Raw genomic sequence first — 17943 nt, 5'->3', positions numbered from 1 at the left:
CCGCAAAGGGTGGGCGCCCCGGTGCCGCCAGTCTGCGCGCATTTCCGCCTGCCGCCCGCGCCTCGATTCGGGCCGCAACCGACAGCCACACCGCCACGCGCCTTGCTGCAGCCGTGCACAGCGTCTAGGTTATGACGGTCCGGTCAGGACGGCATTCACATCACCCGACAGGGCAGGCAACGGGCAACGGCATGGATCAGGCATCGGTTTTTCACGAACATGACCACGGCGCCTGCATCACCCAATCCATGCAAACCGCCGAGGCATTGCTGGCACGGCAGGGCGCGCGGCTGACCCCGGTGCGGCGGCGCACGCTGGAAATCCTGCTTGAGGCGCATCGCGCCATGGGCGCCTACGAGGTGCTGGACCGGCTGGCGCAGGACGGGTTCGGCAAACAGCCGCCGGTGGTCTATCGCGCGCTGGATTTTCTGGTCGAACACGGGCTGGCGCATCGCATTCAGCGGCTGAACGCCTTTACCGCCTGCACCTCGCCCGATCACAGCCATGCCCCGGCCTTCCTGATCTGTCGCAACTGCAACACCGTGGCCGAGGCCGACGCCCATCAGGTCCGCGCCATGATGGCCGAACTGGCGCAGGGTCTGGGCTTTACGGTGGAACGCAGCAGTTTCGAATCTGTCGGTCTGTGTTCGGCCTGCGCGGGCAAGCCCGAATAGCCCCGCAATTCACCCCGCAGACAGGGCAATAGTCGCATATTTGCAACGCCTTACCGGTTCTGTCGGCCCGGTCGGAACCGCCGCTTCCGGGTTTTGTTGTCCAATATGCAACAGTGGCGCAACGCCTCATGGGAAACGAAGCGAACCGCTTTTATTTGTCCCGGCTTTGTGCGACTGTCGCTGCGATGCTGTCAGGAATGGCAGCTTTCACTAGCACTGTACGGAGCATGATCATGACCAAGTTTGCTACCTTCGTCGCCGCCCTCGGCCTGTCCGCCTCGACCGCCCTGGCCGGTGGCTATGTTGCCCCCGTCGTTGACGTCGAGCCCGTCGTCGTCGACACCAAACCGGCTTCCTCGAACGCCGGTCTGGTCGTTCCCGCCCTGCTGCTGCTGGGCGTGATCGCTGCTGTCGCTTCGGACAACGACGACTCGTAAGAATTTGCCCTTACGGGCTGTTCTGAAGGGGGTCGAGGCTTTGCCTCGGCCCTTTTTTCATATGCGCTGTGGTCGAATCCGGCGCTGATCGTCCTTCTGCCGGGGGATCCGCCGCAAACCGGGCCCAGGCTGGCAGGGCTTTCGCACAGCGCAGGCCGAGGGCAGAATCGGGCTGATGTCAGGCAAGCTGGCCCAAGGCCGCGCCCAACGGCATTGCCAGCGAATCTGACAGGCGGTCATCAGGTGTTGCGCCCGTGGCCGCCAAGCGGAAGAAAGGGATGTGACATGAAAGATATGGCATCAGGCAGCTGTCTGTGCGGCGCCGTCCGGTTTCGCATTCAGGGGCTGTTTGACCATTTCTTCCTGTGCCATTGCAGCCGCTGCCGCAAGGATACCGGCGCGGCCCATGCGGCCAACCTGTTTTCCGACACTGCGCGCATTCTGTGGCTGAAAGGGCAGGATAATGTCCGGATGTTCCGTCTGCCGCAAACCCGGCATGTCAAAAGTTTTTGCGTCACATGCGGGTCGGCGCTGCCCAGTCTGATCACCCCATCCGGCCCGCTCATGGTGCCCGCCGGGTCACTTGACAGCCCGGTCAGCATCCGCCCCGCCGCGCATATCTGCTTTGCCAGCCGCGCCGACTGGACCGACAGCATCGACAAGGCACCCAGGTATGCCGGCCTGCCGGATATGCCCAAGGGTTAAGCGCACCCCGCCGCCGTTTCACGCGCCCGCAAAAGGGTGGGCAGGCCGCATCCTGATGTCCGACACCAGCAGCGGGCGTGCCCCCGTCTGGGCCGCGCGATCAGGGCCGCAGCACCTGAATGGTGACATAGCCCAATGCCGGGCCAACCCATTGCCGCGAAACCGGAATTGCGCCGCCCTGCACCAGATAGCTGTTCTGGAACGCCACCCCGTTGCCCGTGCAATCCTCGACCATGGTGCCGGGCTTGGGACCGGGGGCGATGCTGCAATTGATCGGCAGCGGCCGTTCGACGCCATCGCCACTGATAAAGCGCATTACCCGCTGTGCCTGCCCGCTGCGCCGGGCGCGGATCAGGGCGGCCGAATTGTCAGCCTCGGCCACGGACAGGTCATTGCCCAGACCTTTGGTTCCAACCAGCATCCCGTCACGCAAGATCAGCGCCTGTTCCGAGGGCGTCATATAGGTGCGCATGGCACCATTCTGACCGGTCAGCGCCATGACCTGCGTCGTGCCCATGCTTTCCAGCCCCGCCATGATCAGCGGGCCGGGATTGGCCTGCAATGCGCGCGCCGCCATCGCCTGTGGCGTATCAGCGGGTTGGGCGGGGGTGTTCTTGTCACCGCCGATCCCGGCCACGGCCTGTCGCGCAGCGCCAGCGATCTGGACCAGACTGCCCGCGCCATCGCGGTCATTGCCACAGCCAGCCAGCAGCATCGCCGCCACCAGCGCCGCGCCGGTCACAGCGCGCGGCAGCGCCTTGCCGTGACCTGCCGTCATTTCGCCCTGAACCGCCATCCGCTGTGCCCCTGCCATGCCGCCTGTCATGCTGTGCCCCGTCATCGCCAGAATTTCCCCCAGCCTTCATACAGTTTCCCGGCATCATTGGGACGCACGGTGTCATACAGCCTGTTGGGCAGGTCCAGACGCGCCCCGCCATCGCGGGTCAGCGACCGGGTTTCCTGACCGACCGTCGCCTTCGATGGCTGCCCGGTCGCCCATCCCAGCGGGATCGACAGACGGATACCCTTGTCGAACGATCCCTCGCCAAATTCCTCGGCGGACATGTCGGTCTTGGTCGCGAAGGCCCCCAGCTTCCAGCCATTGGCAAATTCGCGGTCCAGACCGACGCTGACACCCTTGTCTTTGGCCAGAAACTGACCCGCCGCGATGCTGCCGACATAGCCGCCGCCGAAATCGTAATAGGCGGTGACAAAGCCGGTTGTGGTCTCGTAATCCTCGAATTCGAACAGCTGTTCGGGGCTGCGTTTTTTGACCCGCGACAGCTCGGCCCCGATGGCCAGACGGCTGTTGACGGGCTTCCACAGCACCTCGCCATGCAGGCCGCCATACATATGTTCCAGCATCCCGGCGGACACCTGACCATACAGATTGTCGCTGAGCTTGGTGTTATAGGTCACCGCCAGCCGCCGGATGACCGGCGCGGTCTGGCCGGAATATTTCCAGCTGTCCGAGCGCACGATATATTTGCTGGTCGGTTCTTTATGCTCGCTGTCCTTGCCAAGATTGCCGGCCACGCGCTGGCGCAATTCGCCATCGACAAACAGGCCGGGCGTGAATTCGTAAGAACCGCTCAGCGATGCGCCGACCTCGTAACGGAACGGCTCCTCAGGGTCGAAGATCGAGGTGGACAGATAAGGTTTCAGCGACCAGCGCAGCCGCGGATAGACCCCGTCCGCCGCCACCAGCCCCGCCGCGCGGGCGGGGGCGTCGGTGATCGTGGCGCGGGCGGCGATATGGGCGGCAGCGGTGTTTTCCAGCCGCTCGACATCGCTGCGGCGCAGGGTGACGGAACTGACCGGCACGCCGTTGCGCAGATTGGTGATAACCAGCGTCTCGACCGAGGGGGGCAGGGCACGGGTCATCAGCCGCGCGGCACGGCCCACGGCCTCGGCCTGCTGAACATAGCGGCGGTTGTCGATGCGGATCTCGGCGCGCTGCGGGCCAAGCGACATGGATTCCAGCACCTGACCGTCCTTTTTCAGCGCCGCAGCCAGGGCGGTCTGAATGGCGGGCTGCGCGCTGGGGTCGCTGTGCCAGTGGCCCGACCAGCCCTCGGGGTCGGCGGCGGGGGCGGGGCGCGGGCGCACCGGGGCCGGTGCGGGCTCCAGCCCCGACGGATAGGGGGACTGTCGCGGGTTCAGCGCAAAACTGAACTGCGCGCCGAAGGTTTTGCCGCCAATCGTATAGGCCGAAATCTGATACGCCTCGCCCAGACGATAGGTCACGCCAAGGTTCAGATGGCTGTCAGGGGCGTCGATGCCCTGTTCTTCCTCAAGCGTGTATTTATCATTGGCATATTCCGCCGCAAAGCTGAGGCGATCCGTCGCCTGCCAGGTGATCGAACCAAAGGGTTTGGCGCCGCCACGGAACCAGTCGCTGCTGTTCAGCTTGCCACCCTCATCGCCATATTCGATCGGGCGGGCCTTGCCAGCCAGCCGGCCCCAGCCGATCCCGGCGCTGACCCGGATATCGGGGGTCAGCGATTTGGTGGCGACGATATATTCACCCGAATACAGGCCGGTCCCGATGAAATCGCGCAGGCCGACGGCAACCGCCGGACGCCAGCCCTGTTCGCCAAAGACCTGATAATGGGCATCGAAACTGCGATCCCACAGATAGCCCAGACGCTGGTCGATCCCGTCCACCTTGGAATAGCGCAGGCCGACGGTCAGCTGCGGCGCGGCCTGAAAGATCAGGTTGTTGCGCTGTGCGTAATCGCTTTTGTTGGTGGCCGCCCCCAGCGTCGCGTCGGGATAAACCTCGGCGGTGGGGGTGTCGATGGCGCCCGGCATCCCATAGGTGTTGCGTCCCTGACCGATCAGCGGACCGGCTGACCCCGCCCCCGAAATCACGAACAGGGCCGCAGGCAGGGTGGTGGCCATCAGCAGGCGATAGCGGGGGGAACGGCGCATCGGATATATCCCTCGTCTGATTTGCCCGCATGTTAGCCGCTGCCTGTCGGTCAGACCAGCGCAAAGGCGGCGCCTGCGGCACATGCGCGGGTTTCCGCGCTGCGCCGCCGCGATCAGCAATCAGGACTTGGCCGCTGTTTTCGCGTCCTTTTCCGTTGTGGTTGTGGCGGTGGGTCTGGCACAACCAGCCAGATGGGTGCTGCCGCTGCGCAATTTGGCGGTCAGCGGCCAGGTCTTGCCATCCGGCCCGGCGCATTCGCCAGCCGAAACGCGGATGGTAAAGGGCGCCCCGCCAAACACGCCAACAAATTCCGCCCCACCAGCATAGACGATGCGGCGCAGGCTGATGGTGGCGGCTTTCGCATCCGGGCGCCGATACGTCGCCTTGTCGCCCGCCACATCCACGGTCCAGACCTTTTCGGTGCCACTGGCGGTAAAGCGGGTCAGATCGACGGTCGCGGCCTGTGCGGTGGCGCGCAGGCTTTGGCTGCCCCCGGCCAGTTCGATGGGCTGTTCCAGCGGCGACACCGCTGGCGGTTGCGGTTTGGCCGGGGGCTGTGCGGCGGCCACGGCGGCGGCATCGCGGTTGGTCAGCCCCAGCGAGGCCTGAAAGTCTTTCATCGCGGCCTCGTCACAGGCGGCAAGGGTCATGGGCAGCAGGGCCAGCACGGCCAGACGAAGTTTCATGTTTCGGAACCCTGATTTTTTTCAGATCACGTCACATCCTGCCTAGACCATCGGGCAAGGCCGGGGCAAGCCGCCAGACAGGCAGCAAACCAACAGGCCGCCACTGATCCCGCACTGTCCGGCGGTCACGGCGGGGGCTGCGCCGCAGCTGGCCGGTCAGGTGCTTGTCCCGTCCTTTGCGGGGTGCGGGCCGGGACGGGGCGTGGGGCAGGGGTCGGTGTGGGATGCAGGGACATGACAAATGATTCGCGTGACAGATGCCCCTTCGTGACACGAAATCCTTGATATCCGGTTAATGCGCGTCTTTCTGATCAACAGCCCCGATCAGCAATTGGGCACGTTCACCGCCAGCCCCCCCAGCGAGGTTTCCTTGTATTTCTCGGACATATCGCGACCGGTCTGGCGCATGGTTTCAATCGCGGCATCCAGCGGCACGAAATGCTGGCCATCCCCGCGCAGTGCCAGACTGGCGGCGGAAACAGCCTTGATCGCGCCAAGGCCATTGCGTTCGATGCAGGGCACCTGCACCAGCCCCCTGACCGGGTCGCAGGTCATGCCCAGATGATGTTCCAGCGCGATTTCCGCCGCGTTTTCAACCTGTTCAGGTGTCGCCCCCAGCACCGCTGCCAGCCCCGCCGCAGCCATGGCGCTGGCTGACCCGACCTCGGCCTGACAGCCGCATTCGGCGCCTGATATGCTGGCATTATGCTTGATCAGCCCGCCGATCGCGGCGGCGGTCAGCAGGAAATCCCCCAGCCGGTCGGCGCTGGCGCCGGGCACATGGTCCAGCCAATAGCGGATCACCGCCGGCACCACCCCGGCGGCGCCATTGGTGGGCGCGGTGACCACTTGTCCGCCAGCGGCGTTTTCCTCGTTCACGGCCATGGCATAGACCGACATCCAGTCATTGATGATATGCGGCGCGGTCAGGTTCATGCCGCGTTCGCGCAGCAGGCTGTCATGGATCGCCGCTGCCCGCCGCCGCACCCCAAGCCCGCCGGGCAGGGTGCCCCCGGTGCCAAGACCGCGATCCATGCAGTCGCGCATCACCTGCCAGACCCGGTCCAGCCCGTCGCGGATATCGCTGTCCTTGCGCTGGCGGCATTCATTGGCGAATTTCATCTGCGCGATGGTTTTGCCGCTGGCCTGCGCCATGGTCAGCATCTGCGCGGCACTGGCAAAGGGAAACGGCACGTCCGGCCCGGCCTCGGTCCGGGTCTCGTCGCCGCGCGCCGCCAGCTCGTCCGCGGTCAGCACAAAGCCGCCGCCGATGGAATAATAGGTCTCGGACAGGATCACATCGCCCTGCGCGTCATGGGCCGACAGCACCATGCCATTGGCATGGCCGGGCAGGGTGCGGTCATGGTCAAAGCGCAGGTCGCGGGCCGGGTCAAAGCCGAGGGTCGGCAGGCCCGGCGGGTGCAGCTGACCGCTGTCACGATTGGCGGCCAGCAGGGCCTCGGCCTTGTCGCGGTCCATGGTCTCGGGCGACAGCCCGGCAAGCCCCAGAATCACCGCGCGGTCGGTGGCATGGCCCTTGCCGGTAAAGGCCAGACTGCCATGCAGGCTGGCGCGCAGGCCATGCGCGGTAAACGGCGCCGCGCGCAGCCGGTCCAGAAACCGCGCCGCCGCCAGCATCGGTCCCATCGTATGCGACGATGACGGGCCGATCCCGACCTTGAAAATATCGAATACCGACAGAAACATCACACCTCCCCTGCGCACCGATCTGGCGGTGCGTCCTTGCCGCAAGGTTAGCCGGGCTTTGCCGGCACGGCCAGCGGGGGATGACGCGGCGGCGAAGATTGCGAATTGCACATTTATTGTGCAGACAGCGCGCAAATCGGGCAATATCGCCGTTAACGTGACGATTTTCACAGCACAAGCCGGGCGGCTGCTGTTCGCCCGCGTCGCGCCATCCTAGGACCACAACATGACCCAAGCCAATCCGATCAGACTTGCCGATATGGTGCTGGACCCGCCGGTGTTTCTGGCGCCGATGGCGGGCATTACCGATCTGCCGTTCCGGCGCGCGGTGGCGCGGCACGGGGCCGGGCTGGTGGTCTCGGAAATGGTCGCCAGCACCGAGATGGTCACCCCGCGCCCCTCGACCCGGGCGGCGGTGCGGGCCAGGGCGATGGTCGGCGGCGGACTGCCGGTCAGCGTCCAGATCGCCGGGCGCGAGGCCGGGGCGATGGCACATACCACCCGCATCGTCTCGGGCATGGGGGCGCGGATCATCGACATCAATATGGGCTGCCCGGCCAAGAAGGTGACGGGCGGTCTGTCCGGGGCGGCGCTGATGCGCGATCTGGACCACGCGCTGACCCTGATCGAGGCCACGGTGCAGGCCGCGCGGCAGGCAGGCGACCTGCCGGTGACGCTGAAAATGCGGCTTGGCTGGGACGATGACAGCCGCAATGCGCCGGAACTGGCGCGTCGTGCCGCCGATGCCGGGGTGGCGATGCTGACCGTGCATGGCCGCACGCGGGCACAGTTTTACAAGGGCCGGGCCGATTGGCGGGCGATCCGCGCGGTGCGTCAGGCGGTGCCCGAACTGCCGCTGGTGGCCAATGGCGATATTGTCGATGCCGACAGCGCCCGCGCCGCCCTGCGCGACAGCGGCGCGGATGCGGTGATGGTCGGGCGCGGCGCGCAAGGTGCGCCCTGGCGGCTGGCCGGGATCGCCCATGCGCTGTATGGCACCCCGGCCCCCGATATTCCGCGCGGCGCGGCGCTGGCCGATGCGGTCGCGACCCATTACGACGACATGCTGTCGCATTACGGCATCGCGGTGGGGCTGCGCGTGGCGCGCAAGCATTTGGGCTGGTATGCCGATCAGGCCGGTGCCGGGGCGGGCGCGCGTGATGCGCTGTTTCGCGCCGACAGCCCGGAACAGGCGCTGCGCCTGATCGCGCAGGTCTTTGCCGACGCCCCCGGCGCGGTGGCCGGGCCCACGCCCGAACCCACCGCCCAAAGGGGCGCAGCATGAGCAGCGGCACGACCCGACCCGGCGCGACGGCGGGCGATGCCGGGGCGTGGCAGGCGCTGCCGCTGCCGGCGCTGCGCTTTGACGCGCGGGAGCGGATCGCGGCGCTGAACGATGCGGCGGAATTGTGGCTGAATGTCTCGGGGCGGTCGGTGCGCGGGCTGGCGCTGAACGACCCCGGCCTGCTGGCGCGGTTGCGCGTCGACCCGCTGTTGCCGCAAATGCTGGCGCAGCTGACTGGCGACACGGTGTTTCGCGACGGCCTGATCTGGGAAATCGGGGACCGCGCCGGAGGGTATGAGATGCGCCGCGCCGGGGTGTATCTGTCGCGGCTGGCGGATGAGGGGGCGCAGCTGGTCATCCAGCCCGCCGATCCGGCGCGGCTGGGGCAGGGCCGCCACCGCCATGCCGCCCGCGCCGCCATCGGCATGGCGGAAATGCTGGCGCATGAAATCAAGAACCCGCTGGCCGGTATTCGCGGCGCGGCGCAATTGCTGGCTGACGGGTTGTCGCCGCAGGATCGCGACCTTGCCGATCTGATCGTGGCTGAAAGCCGCCGCGTGGTGGCGCTGCTGGATCAGGTGGAACGCTTTGGCGACACCTCGGCCCCGCTGCGGGCGGCGGTCAATATTCACGATGTTCTGGACCGCGCGCGGCAAAGTTTCGAACTGGCGCGCCCCGGTCCGGGCGGGCCGCAGGTGGTGACCGATTACGACCCCTCGCTGCCGCTGGCGCTGGTCGATGGCGACCGCATCGTGCAACTGGTGCTGAACCTTTTGCGCAATGCCGCCGAGGCGCTGGCCCGTGACGGGCGCGGCCCCGGCGATCCGCGTGGCGCCGGCACCATCCGCATCCGCAGCCATTACGACAGCACCATCCGCCACCCCGCCGATGCCACGCCGCTGCCGCTTCAGATCGAGGTCGAGGATGACGGCTCCGGCATCCCCGATGCGATTGCTGATCAGGTTTTCGCGCCCTTCATCTCGGGCCGGGAAAACGGCACCGGGCTGGGGCTGGCGCTGGTCAGCAAGATTGCCACCGACCACGACGCCTGGCTGCGGCTTGATTCGCGCCCCGGCCGCACCCTGTTTCGCCTGTCGCTGCCCAAAGCATAAGGAACCATCATGGACGGCACCGTTCTGATCGCCGATGACGACCGCACCATCCGCACCGTTCTGACCCAGGCGCTGACCCGCGCCGGCTGTCGGGTTCATGCCACCGGCAGTCTGGCCCAACTGATGAAATGGGTCGGTGAGGGGCGCGGCGATGTGGTGGTCAGCGATGTCATCATGCCTGATGGCAATGGCATCGACATGATCCCCGCCATCCGCAAGGCGCGGCCTGACCTGCCGGTGATCGTGATTTCGGCGCAAAACACCATCGTCACCACCATCCGCGCGACCGAGGCTGATGCCTTTGACTATCTGCCCAAGCCTTTCGACCTGCCCGATCTGATGGCGCGGGTGCGGGCGGCGCTGGAACGGCGCGGCCCCGCAGCGCCCCCCGGGCCGGATGCCGCCGCTGACGCGGCCCCGCTGCCCGCGACCGGCGATCTGCCGCTGATCGGCCATGCGCCGGTGATGCAGGCGCTGTTTCGGTCGGTGGCGCGGGTGCTGAATGCCGATCTGCCGGTGCTGGTCAGCGGCGAGGCCGGGTCGGGGCGTTCGCTGGTGGCGCGCAGCCTGCATGATTTTTCCGACCGCCGCGACAAGCCGCTGGCGATCCTGACCGCGCATGATGCCGGTCCCGAGGCGATGGCCCGGTTGGCGCGCGGCATGGCGGGCGGCACGCTGGTGATCGAGGATGCCGCCGGGCTGGATGCCGGGGCGCAGGCGCGGCTGGTCGGCCTGTTCGAGGATTGGGAGGCCATCGCCGCCCGCGGGCCGGGACGGGCGCCGCGCGTGGTGGCGACCGCCGGGCCGGACCCGCAGGCCGATGTCGCGGCGGGGCGGCTGCGGGCCGATCTGTATTACCGGCTGGCCGGGGTGGTGCTGGCGGTGCCGCCGCTGCGCCGCCGGGTCGAGGATATTCCGGCGCTGGCCCGTCACCTGCTGGCCCGTGCCGGCGCGCAGGGCCTGCCCGAGCGCAGCCTGACCCCCGAGGCCGAGGCCGCGATCCGCGCCCATCCCTTTCCCGGCAATGTGCGCGAGCTGGAAAACCTGATGCGGCGGCTGGCGGTCACCGCGCAGGCCGGGGCCATTACCGCGCCCGAGATCGGCGCTGCGCTGGACGAATCTTCCCCGGCGCTGCCGGCTGCGGGTGCCGCGCCGGTCGCGGATGCGCGCGCCGGGGCCAGCCTGTCGGCGGCGGTCGAGGCGCATCTGCGGCGCTATTTCGACCTGCTGGACGGGGAATTGCCCGCCCCCGGCCTGTATGACCGGGTGATCGCCGAGGTCGAGCGTCCGCTGCTGGATCTGGCCATGGATGCCACCGGCGGCAACCAGTTGCGCTGTGCTGAAATGCTGGGGATCAACCGCAATACGCTGCGCAAGAAGCTGAACGGGCTGAATATCGAGGTGACACGGCGCCGCAAACTGATGTAAAACCGCCACAGGCCGGGTGCGGATCGTCGCGTTCGGGCAACAGCGACGCGGGCGAACCGCGCAGGCTTTGGGGGCATCGGGTGGCGGGGACACTGTCACGGCGAAGTTGGGAACGGCTGGCGCGGCTGCGCCGGGTGCGGCGCGTCCAGAATGCCGCGACGCTGGGGCTGGTGGTGCTGGGACCGGTGCTGGCCGGGCTGACCTTTGCCGTCATGGGGCCTTTGGGCGAATCCACCGCCAGCACCGCGCTGCGGTTGGTGTTTCTGGCTGACCTGATCTATGTCATCGTGCTTGGCGGGCTGGTGGGCGCGCGGCTGGCGCGGATGGTCGCGGAACGGCGCAAATCGCAGGCCGGGTCGCGGCTGCATCTGCGGCTGGTGTCGATCTTTACCATGCTGGCGCTGGTGCCGACGGTGCTGGTGGCGCTGTTTGCCGGGCTGACCGTCAGCATCGGGCTGGAGGGTTGGTTTTCCAGCCGGGTGCAGCAGGTGGTCGCGACCTCGCTGGACGCGGCCGAGGCCTATCAGGAAGAACACCGCCAGGACCTGTCTGATGACGCCCGCGCGCTGGCGCTGGTGCTGTCGGATGCCGGGCAGGGCAATCCGCTGCTGGATGACGGGGTGATCCGGCAATTGCTGGTCAGCGGGCAGGGCCAGATCCAGCGCGGCCTGCGCGAGGCCTATGTCATCGACGGCGGCGGCCATATTCGCGCGCGCGGCGATCGCAGCTATCTGTTCTGGTATGACCAGCCGACGCCGGCCCAGATCACCACCGCGCGCCGTGACGGGTTGCTGCTGATCGAGGACTGGCAAAACAACGCCTTCCGCGCGCTGGTGCCGCTGGACCCGCTGGTTGACCGGCTGTTATATGTCACCCGCGATGTGGATGGCGACCTGTTGGGGCTGTTGGACGACACCCGCGCCACGGTGGGCCAATACCAACAGCTTGAGCGCACCCGCGGCAAGGTTCTGTTCGAATTTTCACTGCTTTATCTGGGGTTTGCGCTGCTTTTGGTGGCGGCGGCCATCTGGCTGGGGCTGTGGTTTGCCGAACGTCTGTCGCGTCCCATCGGGCAGATGGCCGCCGCGTCGGAACGCGTGGGCGCGGGCGATCTGGACGTGCAGATCGTCGAACCCGACACCGGGGACGAGATCCAGACCCTTGGCGCCAGCTTCAACCGCATGACCCGCCAGCTGAAACAGCAGCGCGCCGAACTGGTCGAAAGCTATCGCCTGTCCGATGAACAGCGGCGGCTGTTTGACAGCGTGCTGACCTCGGTCACCTCGGGCGTGGTGGGGCTGGATGCCGCTGGCGAGATCGACTTTCTGAACCGCTCGGCCACGCGGCTTTTGGGGCTGGACCCGGCGCGCGATATCGACGCGCCGCTGCGGCTGGTGGTGCCGGAATTTGCGGCGCTGTTCGACAAGCTGGCCGGCGGCGTCACCGAAACCGTGCAGGACGAGGTCCGCCTGACCCGCGAAGGCCGGATGGAAAGCCTGCTGGTGCGCATGGCCCGGCGTCAGGACGAGGCCGGGCAGGTGGCGGGTTATGTCGTGGCCTTTGACGATGTGACCGAACTGGTCAGCGCACAGCGCATGGCGGCCTGGGGCGATGTCGCCCGCCGCGTCGCGCATGAAATCAAGAACCCGCTGACGCCGATCCAGTTGTCGGCGGAACGGCTGCGGCGCAAATTCGGCCCACTGGCCGGTGAAAACCGCGAAGCGCTGGACAGTTACGTCGATGTCATCATCCGCCAGACCGGCGATCTGCGCCGCATCGTCGATGAATTCAGCCGCTTTGCCCGGATGCCCGAACCCGACCGCAAGGAAACCGATATTGCGGCGCTGCTGCGGGAAGCCGCGCTGCTGCAACAGGATGCGCTTGGCGGGGCGTTGTTGGTGGATCTGCCCGATCAGCCGGTCATCGTCGATGCCGATGCGGGGATGATGGGGCAGGTTTTCACAAACCTGTTAAAGAATGCAGGCGAAGCGGTTGAAGAATATTCAGAAAATCCAAATGATGGCTGGAATCCCGAAATCCGGGTGCGCCTGCTGGCCGACCCTGACAGCGTGGTCATCACCGTGATCGAGAACGGCATCGGCCTGCCCGAGGACCGCTCGCGTCTGTTTGACCCCTATGTGACGCTGAAATCCACCGGCACCGGTCTGGGCCTGCCGATCTGTAAAAAGATCGTCGAAGAACATGGCGGCAGCCTGACCCTGACCGATGCCCCCGAACCCATTCACGGCAAGCGCGGCGCGATGGCGCGGCTTGTGCTGCCACGCGAACGCCACCCGGTGCGCCAGCCGCGCGCGCCCCATAAACCATGACCGAGCAGGACGAACGGACCACAAGATGAGCGATATTCTGATTGTCGATGACGAACGCGACATCCGCGAACTGATTGCCGATATCTTGCAGGACGAGGGCTTTGCCACCCGTCTGGCGGCCAATGCCGACGAGGCCATCGCGGCGCTGAACGCGGCCGAGCCGGCGCTGATGATCCTTGATATCTGGCTGAAGGATTCGCGCATGGACGGGATCGACATCCTGAAACAGGTCAAGCGCGACAACCCCTCGGTGCCGGTGGTGATCATCTCGGGGCATGGCAATATCGAGATCGCCGTGGCGGCGATCAAGCAGGGGGCCTATGACTTTATCGAAAAGCCCTTCAACATCGACCAGCTGATGGTGGTGATCAACCGGGCGATGGAAACCAGCCGCCTGCGCCGTGAAAACAGCGATCTGCGGCGTCAGGGCAATGGCGGGGTCGAGATGATCGGCGCATCAGCCCCCTTCCGCCGGCTGCGCGACCAGTTGGACAAGGTGGCCAAGTCGAATGGCCGGGTGATGCTGACCGGCGAGCCGGGGACCGGCAAGGAACTGGCGGCGCGCTATGTCCATGCCCACAGCCCGCGCGCCGACGCGCCCTTTGTCACCGTGCCCTGCGCCACCATCGAACCCGAACGCATGGAAGAGGTTTTGTTCGGGCGCGAAACCCCCGAACGCGGGGTGGAAAAAGGGCTGCTGGAACAGGCCCATAACGGCGTGATCTATTTCGACGAAGTGGCCGACATGCCCCTGGGAACCCAGCCCAAGATCCTGCGGGTGCTGACCGAACAGCAATTCACCCGCGCCGGCGGCACCGACAAGGTGCGTGTCGATCTGCGGGTGGTGTCCTCGACCAACCGCGATCTGGCGGTCGAGATCGAGGCCGGTCGTTTCCGTCAGGAACTGTATGACCGGCTGAACGTGGTGCCGGTGGCGGTGCCCTCGCTGGCGGAACGGCGCGACGATATTCCGGCGCTGGCCGATCATTTCGTGGCCTGGTTCGCACAGTCGCAGGGTCTGACCCCGCGCGACCTGCCCGAAGAGACACTGGCCGCCCTGCAGGCGATGAAATGGCCCGGCAACATCCGGCAATTGCGCAACATGATCGAGCGCGTGCTGATTCTGGCCGAGGACAGCGGCCCGGTCCAGCCCGCCGAGCTGGAGGCCCAGACCGGCGGCAGCGGCCACGGCGAGGGGCTGGCCCTTGGCCCGGCCATTACCGCACTGGCCCTGCGCGAGGCGCGCGAGATGTTCGAACGCGAATATCTGCTGACCCAGATCGAACGTTTTGGCGGCAATATCAGCCGCACCGCCCAATTCGTCGGCATGGAGCGCAGCGCCCTGCACCGCAAGCTGAAATCGCTTGGCGTGGTCGGCGGCATCCGGGCCGAGGATGAGGTAAGCGGCAAATAACGCCGGTGCCGTGGCTGTGGGGGCAGGGGCGCTGCCCCTCGGGCCTGCGGCCCTCACCCCGAGGTATTTGGGACAGGCGCGAGGGTGCGGGCGGGCTTCTTCGTTGCCCAAATACCCGGACCACCCCGCCACCCAGGGCCGCGATGAAGATCGGTCTTGGCCTTGCGGCGCGGATTGCCTAAGCCTGTGACAGGTGAAACGGGCCGGGGGTGGCATGAAGATCATCATTTGCGGGGCGGGTCAGGTCGGCTGGCAGATCGCGCGGCATCTGTCGGGCGAGCGCAATGACGTCACCATCATCGACAATAATGCCGAACTGATCCGGCGGGCCAATGACGTTCTGGACGTGCAGGGGGTGACGGGTTTTGCCAGCCATCCCGATGTGCTGGACCGGGCGGGGGCGCGCGATTGCGACCTGCTGATCGCCGCCACCCATTCGGACGAGGTGAACATGGTCACCTGTCAGGTCGCGCATTCGGTATTTCAGGTGCCGCGCAAGATCGCGCGGCTGCGGTCCAGCGCTTATCTGGATGCGATTTATTCCGATCTGTATCGCACCGACCATCTGCCCATCGACGTGGTGATCAGCCCCGAGCGGGAGGTCGCGAAAGCGGCGTTGCAGCGTTTGTCGGCGCCCTCGACCTTTGATGCGGAAAGCTTTCTTGACGGGCGGCTGCAACTGCTTGGCATCGCGCTGGAGGCCGATTGTCCGGCGCTGAACACGCCGCTGCGGCAACTGAACGAGCTGTTTTCCTCGCTCAGCGCGGTGGTGGTCGGGGTGCGCCGCGAGGGGCGGCTGTTCGCGCCCGAGCCGGGGGACCAGCTGTTCGCGGGCGATCAGATCTATATTTTCACCCATACGCCGGATGTGGCGCGCACGCTGGAAATCTTTGGCAAACCGGCCGAGCGGCAGGAACGGGTGGTGATCATTGGCGGCGGCAATGTCGGGCTGTCGGTGGCGCAGGTCTTGGAAAGCCAGCCGCAGCGGGTGCGCGCCAAGATCATCGAACGTGACCGCGCCCGTGCCGAATTTGCCGCCGATGCGCTGGAACGCACCATCGTGCTGAATGGCGACGGTCTGGCGGTCGATCTGCTGGAAGAGGCCGCCGTGCCAAGCGCCGATGCGGTTCTGGTGCTGACCGATGATGACAAGACCAATATCCTTGCCTCGGTCCGGGCCAAGCAGGCCGGGGCGGGGATGGCGATTGCGCTGATTAACGACCCCTCGCTGGTGCCGCTGATGGAGGCGCTGGACGTCGATGCCTATATCAACCCGCGCGCGACCACGGTGTCGACCATTCTGCGCCATGTCCGCCATGGCCGGGTGCGCGATGTCTATTCCATCGGCGATGCCGAGGCCGAGGTGATCGAGGCGCAGGTGCTGTCCACCACCCAGATCGCCGGGCGGATGATCCGCGATATCGACTTTCCCGAAGGGGTTCTGGTCGGCGCGGTGATGAAGGGCAACCGTCTGGTCAAGCCCACCGGCGGGACACGCATCGAGGATGGTGACGTGATCGTCGTTTTCGCGCTGAGCGCGGATGTCCCCGAACTGGACCGGCTGCTGCACGTGGCCATCGACTTTTTCTGATGGCGGTCCTGTCGCGCCTGCCGCTGCTGGTGGTGCTGATGCTGTTTGCATCGGCGGCGATGCTGATCCCTGCGGGTTACGCCCTGGTGCTGCACCAGCATCACATTGCCCGTGCGTTCCTGCATTCCGGGCTGATCTTTCTGATCCTTGGCGGCATGGTGGGGCTGGCGGTGTCGGCCAATCCGGCGGGGTCGCAGGCGCGCGGCACGCTGATGGCGATGCTGGGGGCGGTGACCATTCTGCCGCTGATGATGGCGGTGCCTTTCGCGGAATCTCTGCCCGATACCGGGCTGCTGAATGCGTGGTGGGAAATGGTGTCCTGCCTGACCACCACCGGCGCGACGCTGTATGCCGCCGATCTGCTGGCGGCGCCGCTGCATTTGTGGCGGGCGATGGTGGGCTGGATGGGCGGGCTGTTCATTCTGGTTTCGGCCATTGCCATTCTAGCGCCGCTGCGGGTCGGCGGGTTCGAGATCATCTCCTCTCCCTATGTGCGGCATGGCCAGTTCGAGCGGCTGGCCACACCCGGCCCCGCCCCCGAGGCCCGGCGCCCGCATCTGGTGCAGCCGGGGCAGGGTGTGGCGCTGCCCGATCCGACCCAGCGGCTGATCCGTTCGGCGGGGCGGGTGCTGCCGGTTTATGGCGGGCTGACGCTGGTGTTGTGGGTGGTGCTGATGATGCTTGGCGATCCCGCGCTGGTGGCGCTGTGCCGGGCGATGGGGACGCTGTCGACCAGCGGCATCGCGCCGGTGGCGGGACCGGCGGGCCAGTTCAGCGGCGTCGGCGGCGAGGTGGTGATCTTTCTGTTCCTGATCCCGGCGCTGTCGCGGCGCTTCTGGCCCGGCGGGGGCGAGCTGAAGGCCACCGAACAGCTGCGTGACGACCCGGAATTGCGGCTGGGGCTGACCATCGTGGCGCTGGTGGCGCTGGTGCTGTTCGGGCGACATTTTCTGGGCGCGATCGAGGTTGGCACCGCCGCGCCCGGCGTGTCGGGCGGGCTGTTGGCGCCGTTGCGCGATGCGGCGGCGGCGGCCTGGGGCGGGCTGTTCAACGCGCTGTCCTATCTGACCACCACCGGCTGGAGCAGCGTCGACTGGCAGGGCGCGCGCAGCTGGTCGGGCTTTTCCTCGCCGGGGCTGCTGTTGGCGGGGCTGGCGATCATGGGCGGCGGCGTGGCCACCACGGCGGGCGGGGTCAAGCTGTTGCGGGTCTATGCGCTGGCCCGCCATGGCGAGCGCGAGCTGGAGCGCATGATCCACCCCCATTCCATCGCCGGGGGCGGGCGCATGGCGCGGCGGCTGCGGCGCGAAGGCGCCTATCTGGCCTTCATCTTTTTCATGCTGTTTGCGGTGTCCATCGCGGTGACGGTGGCGCTGGTGTCGATCCACCGGATCGAATTCGAAAGCGCTACCATCCTGTCGATCGCGGCGCTGACCAATACCGGGCAACTGGCCGGGACCATCCCCCTGACCCCCAGCTTTCAGGGCAGTGCCGGCATTGCCGGGGCGCCGTGGGACGGATGGGCCGGCCTGCCCGATTTCACCAAGGCGGTGCTGGCCGCGACGATGATCGTCGGGCGGCTGGAAACACTGGCCATTCTGGCGCTGTTCAGCCCCGATTTCTGGCGGCGTTAGCGGCA

At 66.8% G+C, this 17943-nt stretch carries 14 protein-coding genes; 10 read left to right on the top strand and 4 right to left on the bottom strand.

What is annotated here, in order from left to right; all coding sequences use genetic code 11:
- Positions 1–191: 191 nt before the first annotated feature.
- From ACFXP9_RS08005 to ACFXP9_RS07995, 3 genes are all read left to right on the top strand, one after another.
- Positions 192–674, top strand: a complete 483-nt coding sequence (locus tag ACFXP9_RS08005) for a Fur family transcriptional regulator (RefSeq protein ID WP_397206749.1) — start codon at positions 192–194, stop codon at positions 672–674.
- Positions 675–907: 233 nt separating this feature from the next.
- Positions 908–1111 carry a hypothetical protein gene (locus tag ACFXP9_RS08000; protein WP_397206751.1) on the top strand — a complete coding sequence of 68 codons (204 nt, stop codon included), beginning with the start codon at positions 908–910 and terminating at the stop codon, positions 1109–1111.
- 285 nt (positions 1112–1396) lie between these two features.
- The gene (locus tag ACFXP9_RS07995) at positions 1397–1816 is read left to right on the top strand and encodes a GFA family protein (protein WP_397206753.1); all 420 of its coding nucleotides are present in this window, start codon (positions 1397–1399) and stop codon (positions 1814–1816) included.
- Positions 1817–1916: 100 nt separating this feature from the next.
- On the opposite strand, the gene ACFXP9_RS07990 is transcribed toward ACFXP9_RS07995, so the two are convergent.
- From ACFXP9_RS07990 to ACFXP9_RS07975, 4 genes are all read right to left on the bottom strand, one after another.
- Positions 1917–2642 (bottom strand): YjbF family lipoprotein, encoded by a 726-nt coding sequence (locus tag ACFXP9_RS07990; RefSeq protein ID WP_397206755.1) that lies wholly within the window; start codon positions 2640–2642, stop codon positions 1917–1919.
- A gap of 11 nt (positions 2643–2653) precedes the next feature.
- Entirely contained in the window at positions 2654–4750 is a 2097-nt protein-coding gene (locus ACFXP9_RS07985) for a YjbH domain-containing protein (RefSeq protein ID WP_397206757.1), read from the bottom strand.
- 120 nt (positions 4751–4870) lie between these two features.
- The gene (locus ACFXP9_RS07980; RefSeq protein ID WP_397206759.1) at positions 4871–5437 is read right to left on the bottom strand and encodes a hypothetical protein; all 567 of its coding nucleotides are present in this window, start codon (positions 5435–5437) and stop codon (positions 4871–4873) included.
- A 324-nt stretch (positions 5438–5761) separates the two neighbouring features.
- On the bottom strand, positions 5762–7144 hold the full coding sequence (locus ACFXP9_RS07975; protein ID WP_397206761.1) for an L-serine ammonia-lyase: 1383 nt from the start codon (positions 7142–7144) through the stop codon (positions 5762–5764).
- A 226-nt stretch (positions 7145–7370) separates the two neighbouring features.
- On the opposite strand from ACFXP9_RS07975, the gene dusB reads away from it, so the two are divergent.
- The 7 genes from dusB (at position 7371) to ACFXP9_RS07940 (ending at position 17938) form a co-directional block, all read left to right on the top strand.
- Positions 7371–8429 carry a tRNA dihydrouridine synthase DusB gene (dusB, locus tag ACFXP9_RS07970; protein WP_397206763.1) on the top strand — a complete coding sequence of 353 codons (1059 nt, stop codon included), beginning with the start codon at positions 7371–7373 and terminating at the stop codon, positions 8427–8429.
- Positions 8426–9541, top strand: a complete 1116-nt coding sequence (locus ACFXP9_RS07965) for a nitrogen regulation protein NR(II) (RefSeq protein WP_397210138.1) — start codon at positions 8426–8428, stop codon at positions 9539–9541. The genes dusB and ACFXP9_RS07965 overlap by 4 nt, the downstream gene beginning before the upstream one ends.
- 9 nt (positions 9542–9550) lie before the next feature.
- On the top strand, positions 9551–10969 hold the full coding sequence (locus ACFXP9_RS07960) for a response regulator (protein WP_397206767.1): 1419 nt from the start codon (positions 9551–9553) through the stop codon (positions 10967–10969).
- Positions 10970–11049: 80 nt separating this feature from the next.
- On the top strand, positions 11050–13299 hold the full coding sequence (locus ACFXP9_RS07955; protein WP_397210136.1) for a sensor histidine kinase NtrY-like: 2250 nt from the start codon (positions 11050–11052) through the stop codon (positions 13297–13299).
- A gap of 25 nt (positions 13300–13324) precedes the next feature.
- On the top strand, positions 13325–14713 hold the full coding sequence (ntrX, locus tag ACFXP9_RS07950) for a nitrogen assimilation response regulator NtrX (RefSeq protein WP_397206771.1): 1389 nt from the start codon (positions 13325–13327) through the stop codon (positions 14711–14713).
- Positions 14714–14927: 214 nt separating this feature from the next.
- Positions 14928–16304, top strand: coding sequence for a Trk system potassium transporter TrkA (gene trkA / locus ACFXP9_RS07945; protein ID WP_397206773.1), 1377 nt, complete (start codon positions 14928–14930; stop codon positions 16302–16304).
- Complete coding sequence (locus tag ACFXP9_RS07940) at positions 16304–17938, top strand: TrkH family potassium uptake protein (protein WP_397206775.1); 1635 nt, start codon at positions 16304–16306, stop codon at positions 17936–17938. The genes trkA and ACFXP9_RS07940 overlap by 1 nt, the downstream gene beginning before the upstream one ends.
- Positions 17939–17943 lie beyond the last annotated feature (5 nt).

The sequence above is a fragment of the Paracoccus jiaweipingae genome (genome assembly GCF_044335505.1).
Classification (GTDB): domain Bacteria; phylum Pseudomonadota; class Alphaproteobacteria; order Rhodobacterales; family Rhodobacteraceae; genus Paracoccus.
This window is presented reverse-complemented; position numbering and strand designations above follow the sequence as displayed.

Bases quoted from the DNA above. Each gene is read 5' to 3' on its own strand.
- ACFXP9_RS07975 (WP_397206761.1), bottom strand. From the start codon at position 7,144: ATGTTTCTGTCGGTATTCGATATTTTCAAGGTCGGGATCGGCCCGTCA.
- ACFXP9_RS07960 (WP_397206767.1), top strand. From the start codon at position 9,551: ATGGACGGCACCGTTCTGATCGCCGATGACGACCGCACCATCCGCACC.
- ACFXP9_RS07995 (WP_397206753.1), top strand. From the start codon at position 1,397: ATGAAAGATATGGCATCAGGCAGCTGTCTGTGCGGCGCCGTCCGGTTT.
- ACFXP9_RS07990 (WP_397206755.1), bottom strand. From the start codon at position 2,642: ATGACAGGCGGCATGGCAGGGGCACAGCGGATGGCGGTTCAGGGCGAA.
- ACFXP9_RS08000 (WP_397206751.1), top strand. From the start codon at position 908: ATGACCAAGTTTGCTACCTTCGTCGCCGCCCTCGGCCTGTCCGCCTCG.
- ACFXP9_RS07980 (WP_397206759.1), bottom strand. From the start codon at position 5,437: ATGAAACTTCGTCTGGCCGTGCTGGCCCTGCTGCCCATGACCCTTGCC.
- ACFXP9_RS08005 (WP_397206749.1), top strand. From the start codon at position 192: ATGGATCAGGCATCGGTTTTTCACGAACATGACCACGGCGCCTGCATC.
- trkA (WP_397206773.1), top strand. From the start codon at position 14,928: ATGAAGATCATCATTTGCGGGGCGGGTCAGGTCGGCTGGCAGATCGCG.
- dusB (WP_397206763.1), top strand. From the start codon at position 7,371: ATGACCCAAGCCAATCCGATCAGACTTGCCGATATGGTGCTGGACCCG.
- ACFXP9_RS07940 (WP_397206775.1), top strand. From the start codon at position 16,304: ATGGCGGTCCTGTCGCGCCTGCCGCTGCTGGTGGTGCTGATGCTGTTT.
- ntrX (WP_397206771.1), top strand. From the start codon at position 13,325: ATGAGCGATATTCTGATTGTCGATGACGAACGCGACATCCGCGAACTG.
- ACFXP9_RS07965 (WP_397210138.1), top strand. From the start codon at position 8,426: ATGAGCAGCGGCACGACCCGACCCGGCGCGACGGCGGGCGATGCCGGG.
- ACFXP9_RS07985 (WP_397206757.1), bottom strand. From the start codon at position 4,750: ATGCGCCGTTCCCCCCGCTATCGCCTGCTGATGGCCACCACCCTGCCT.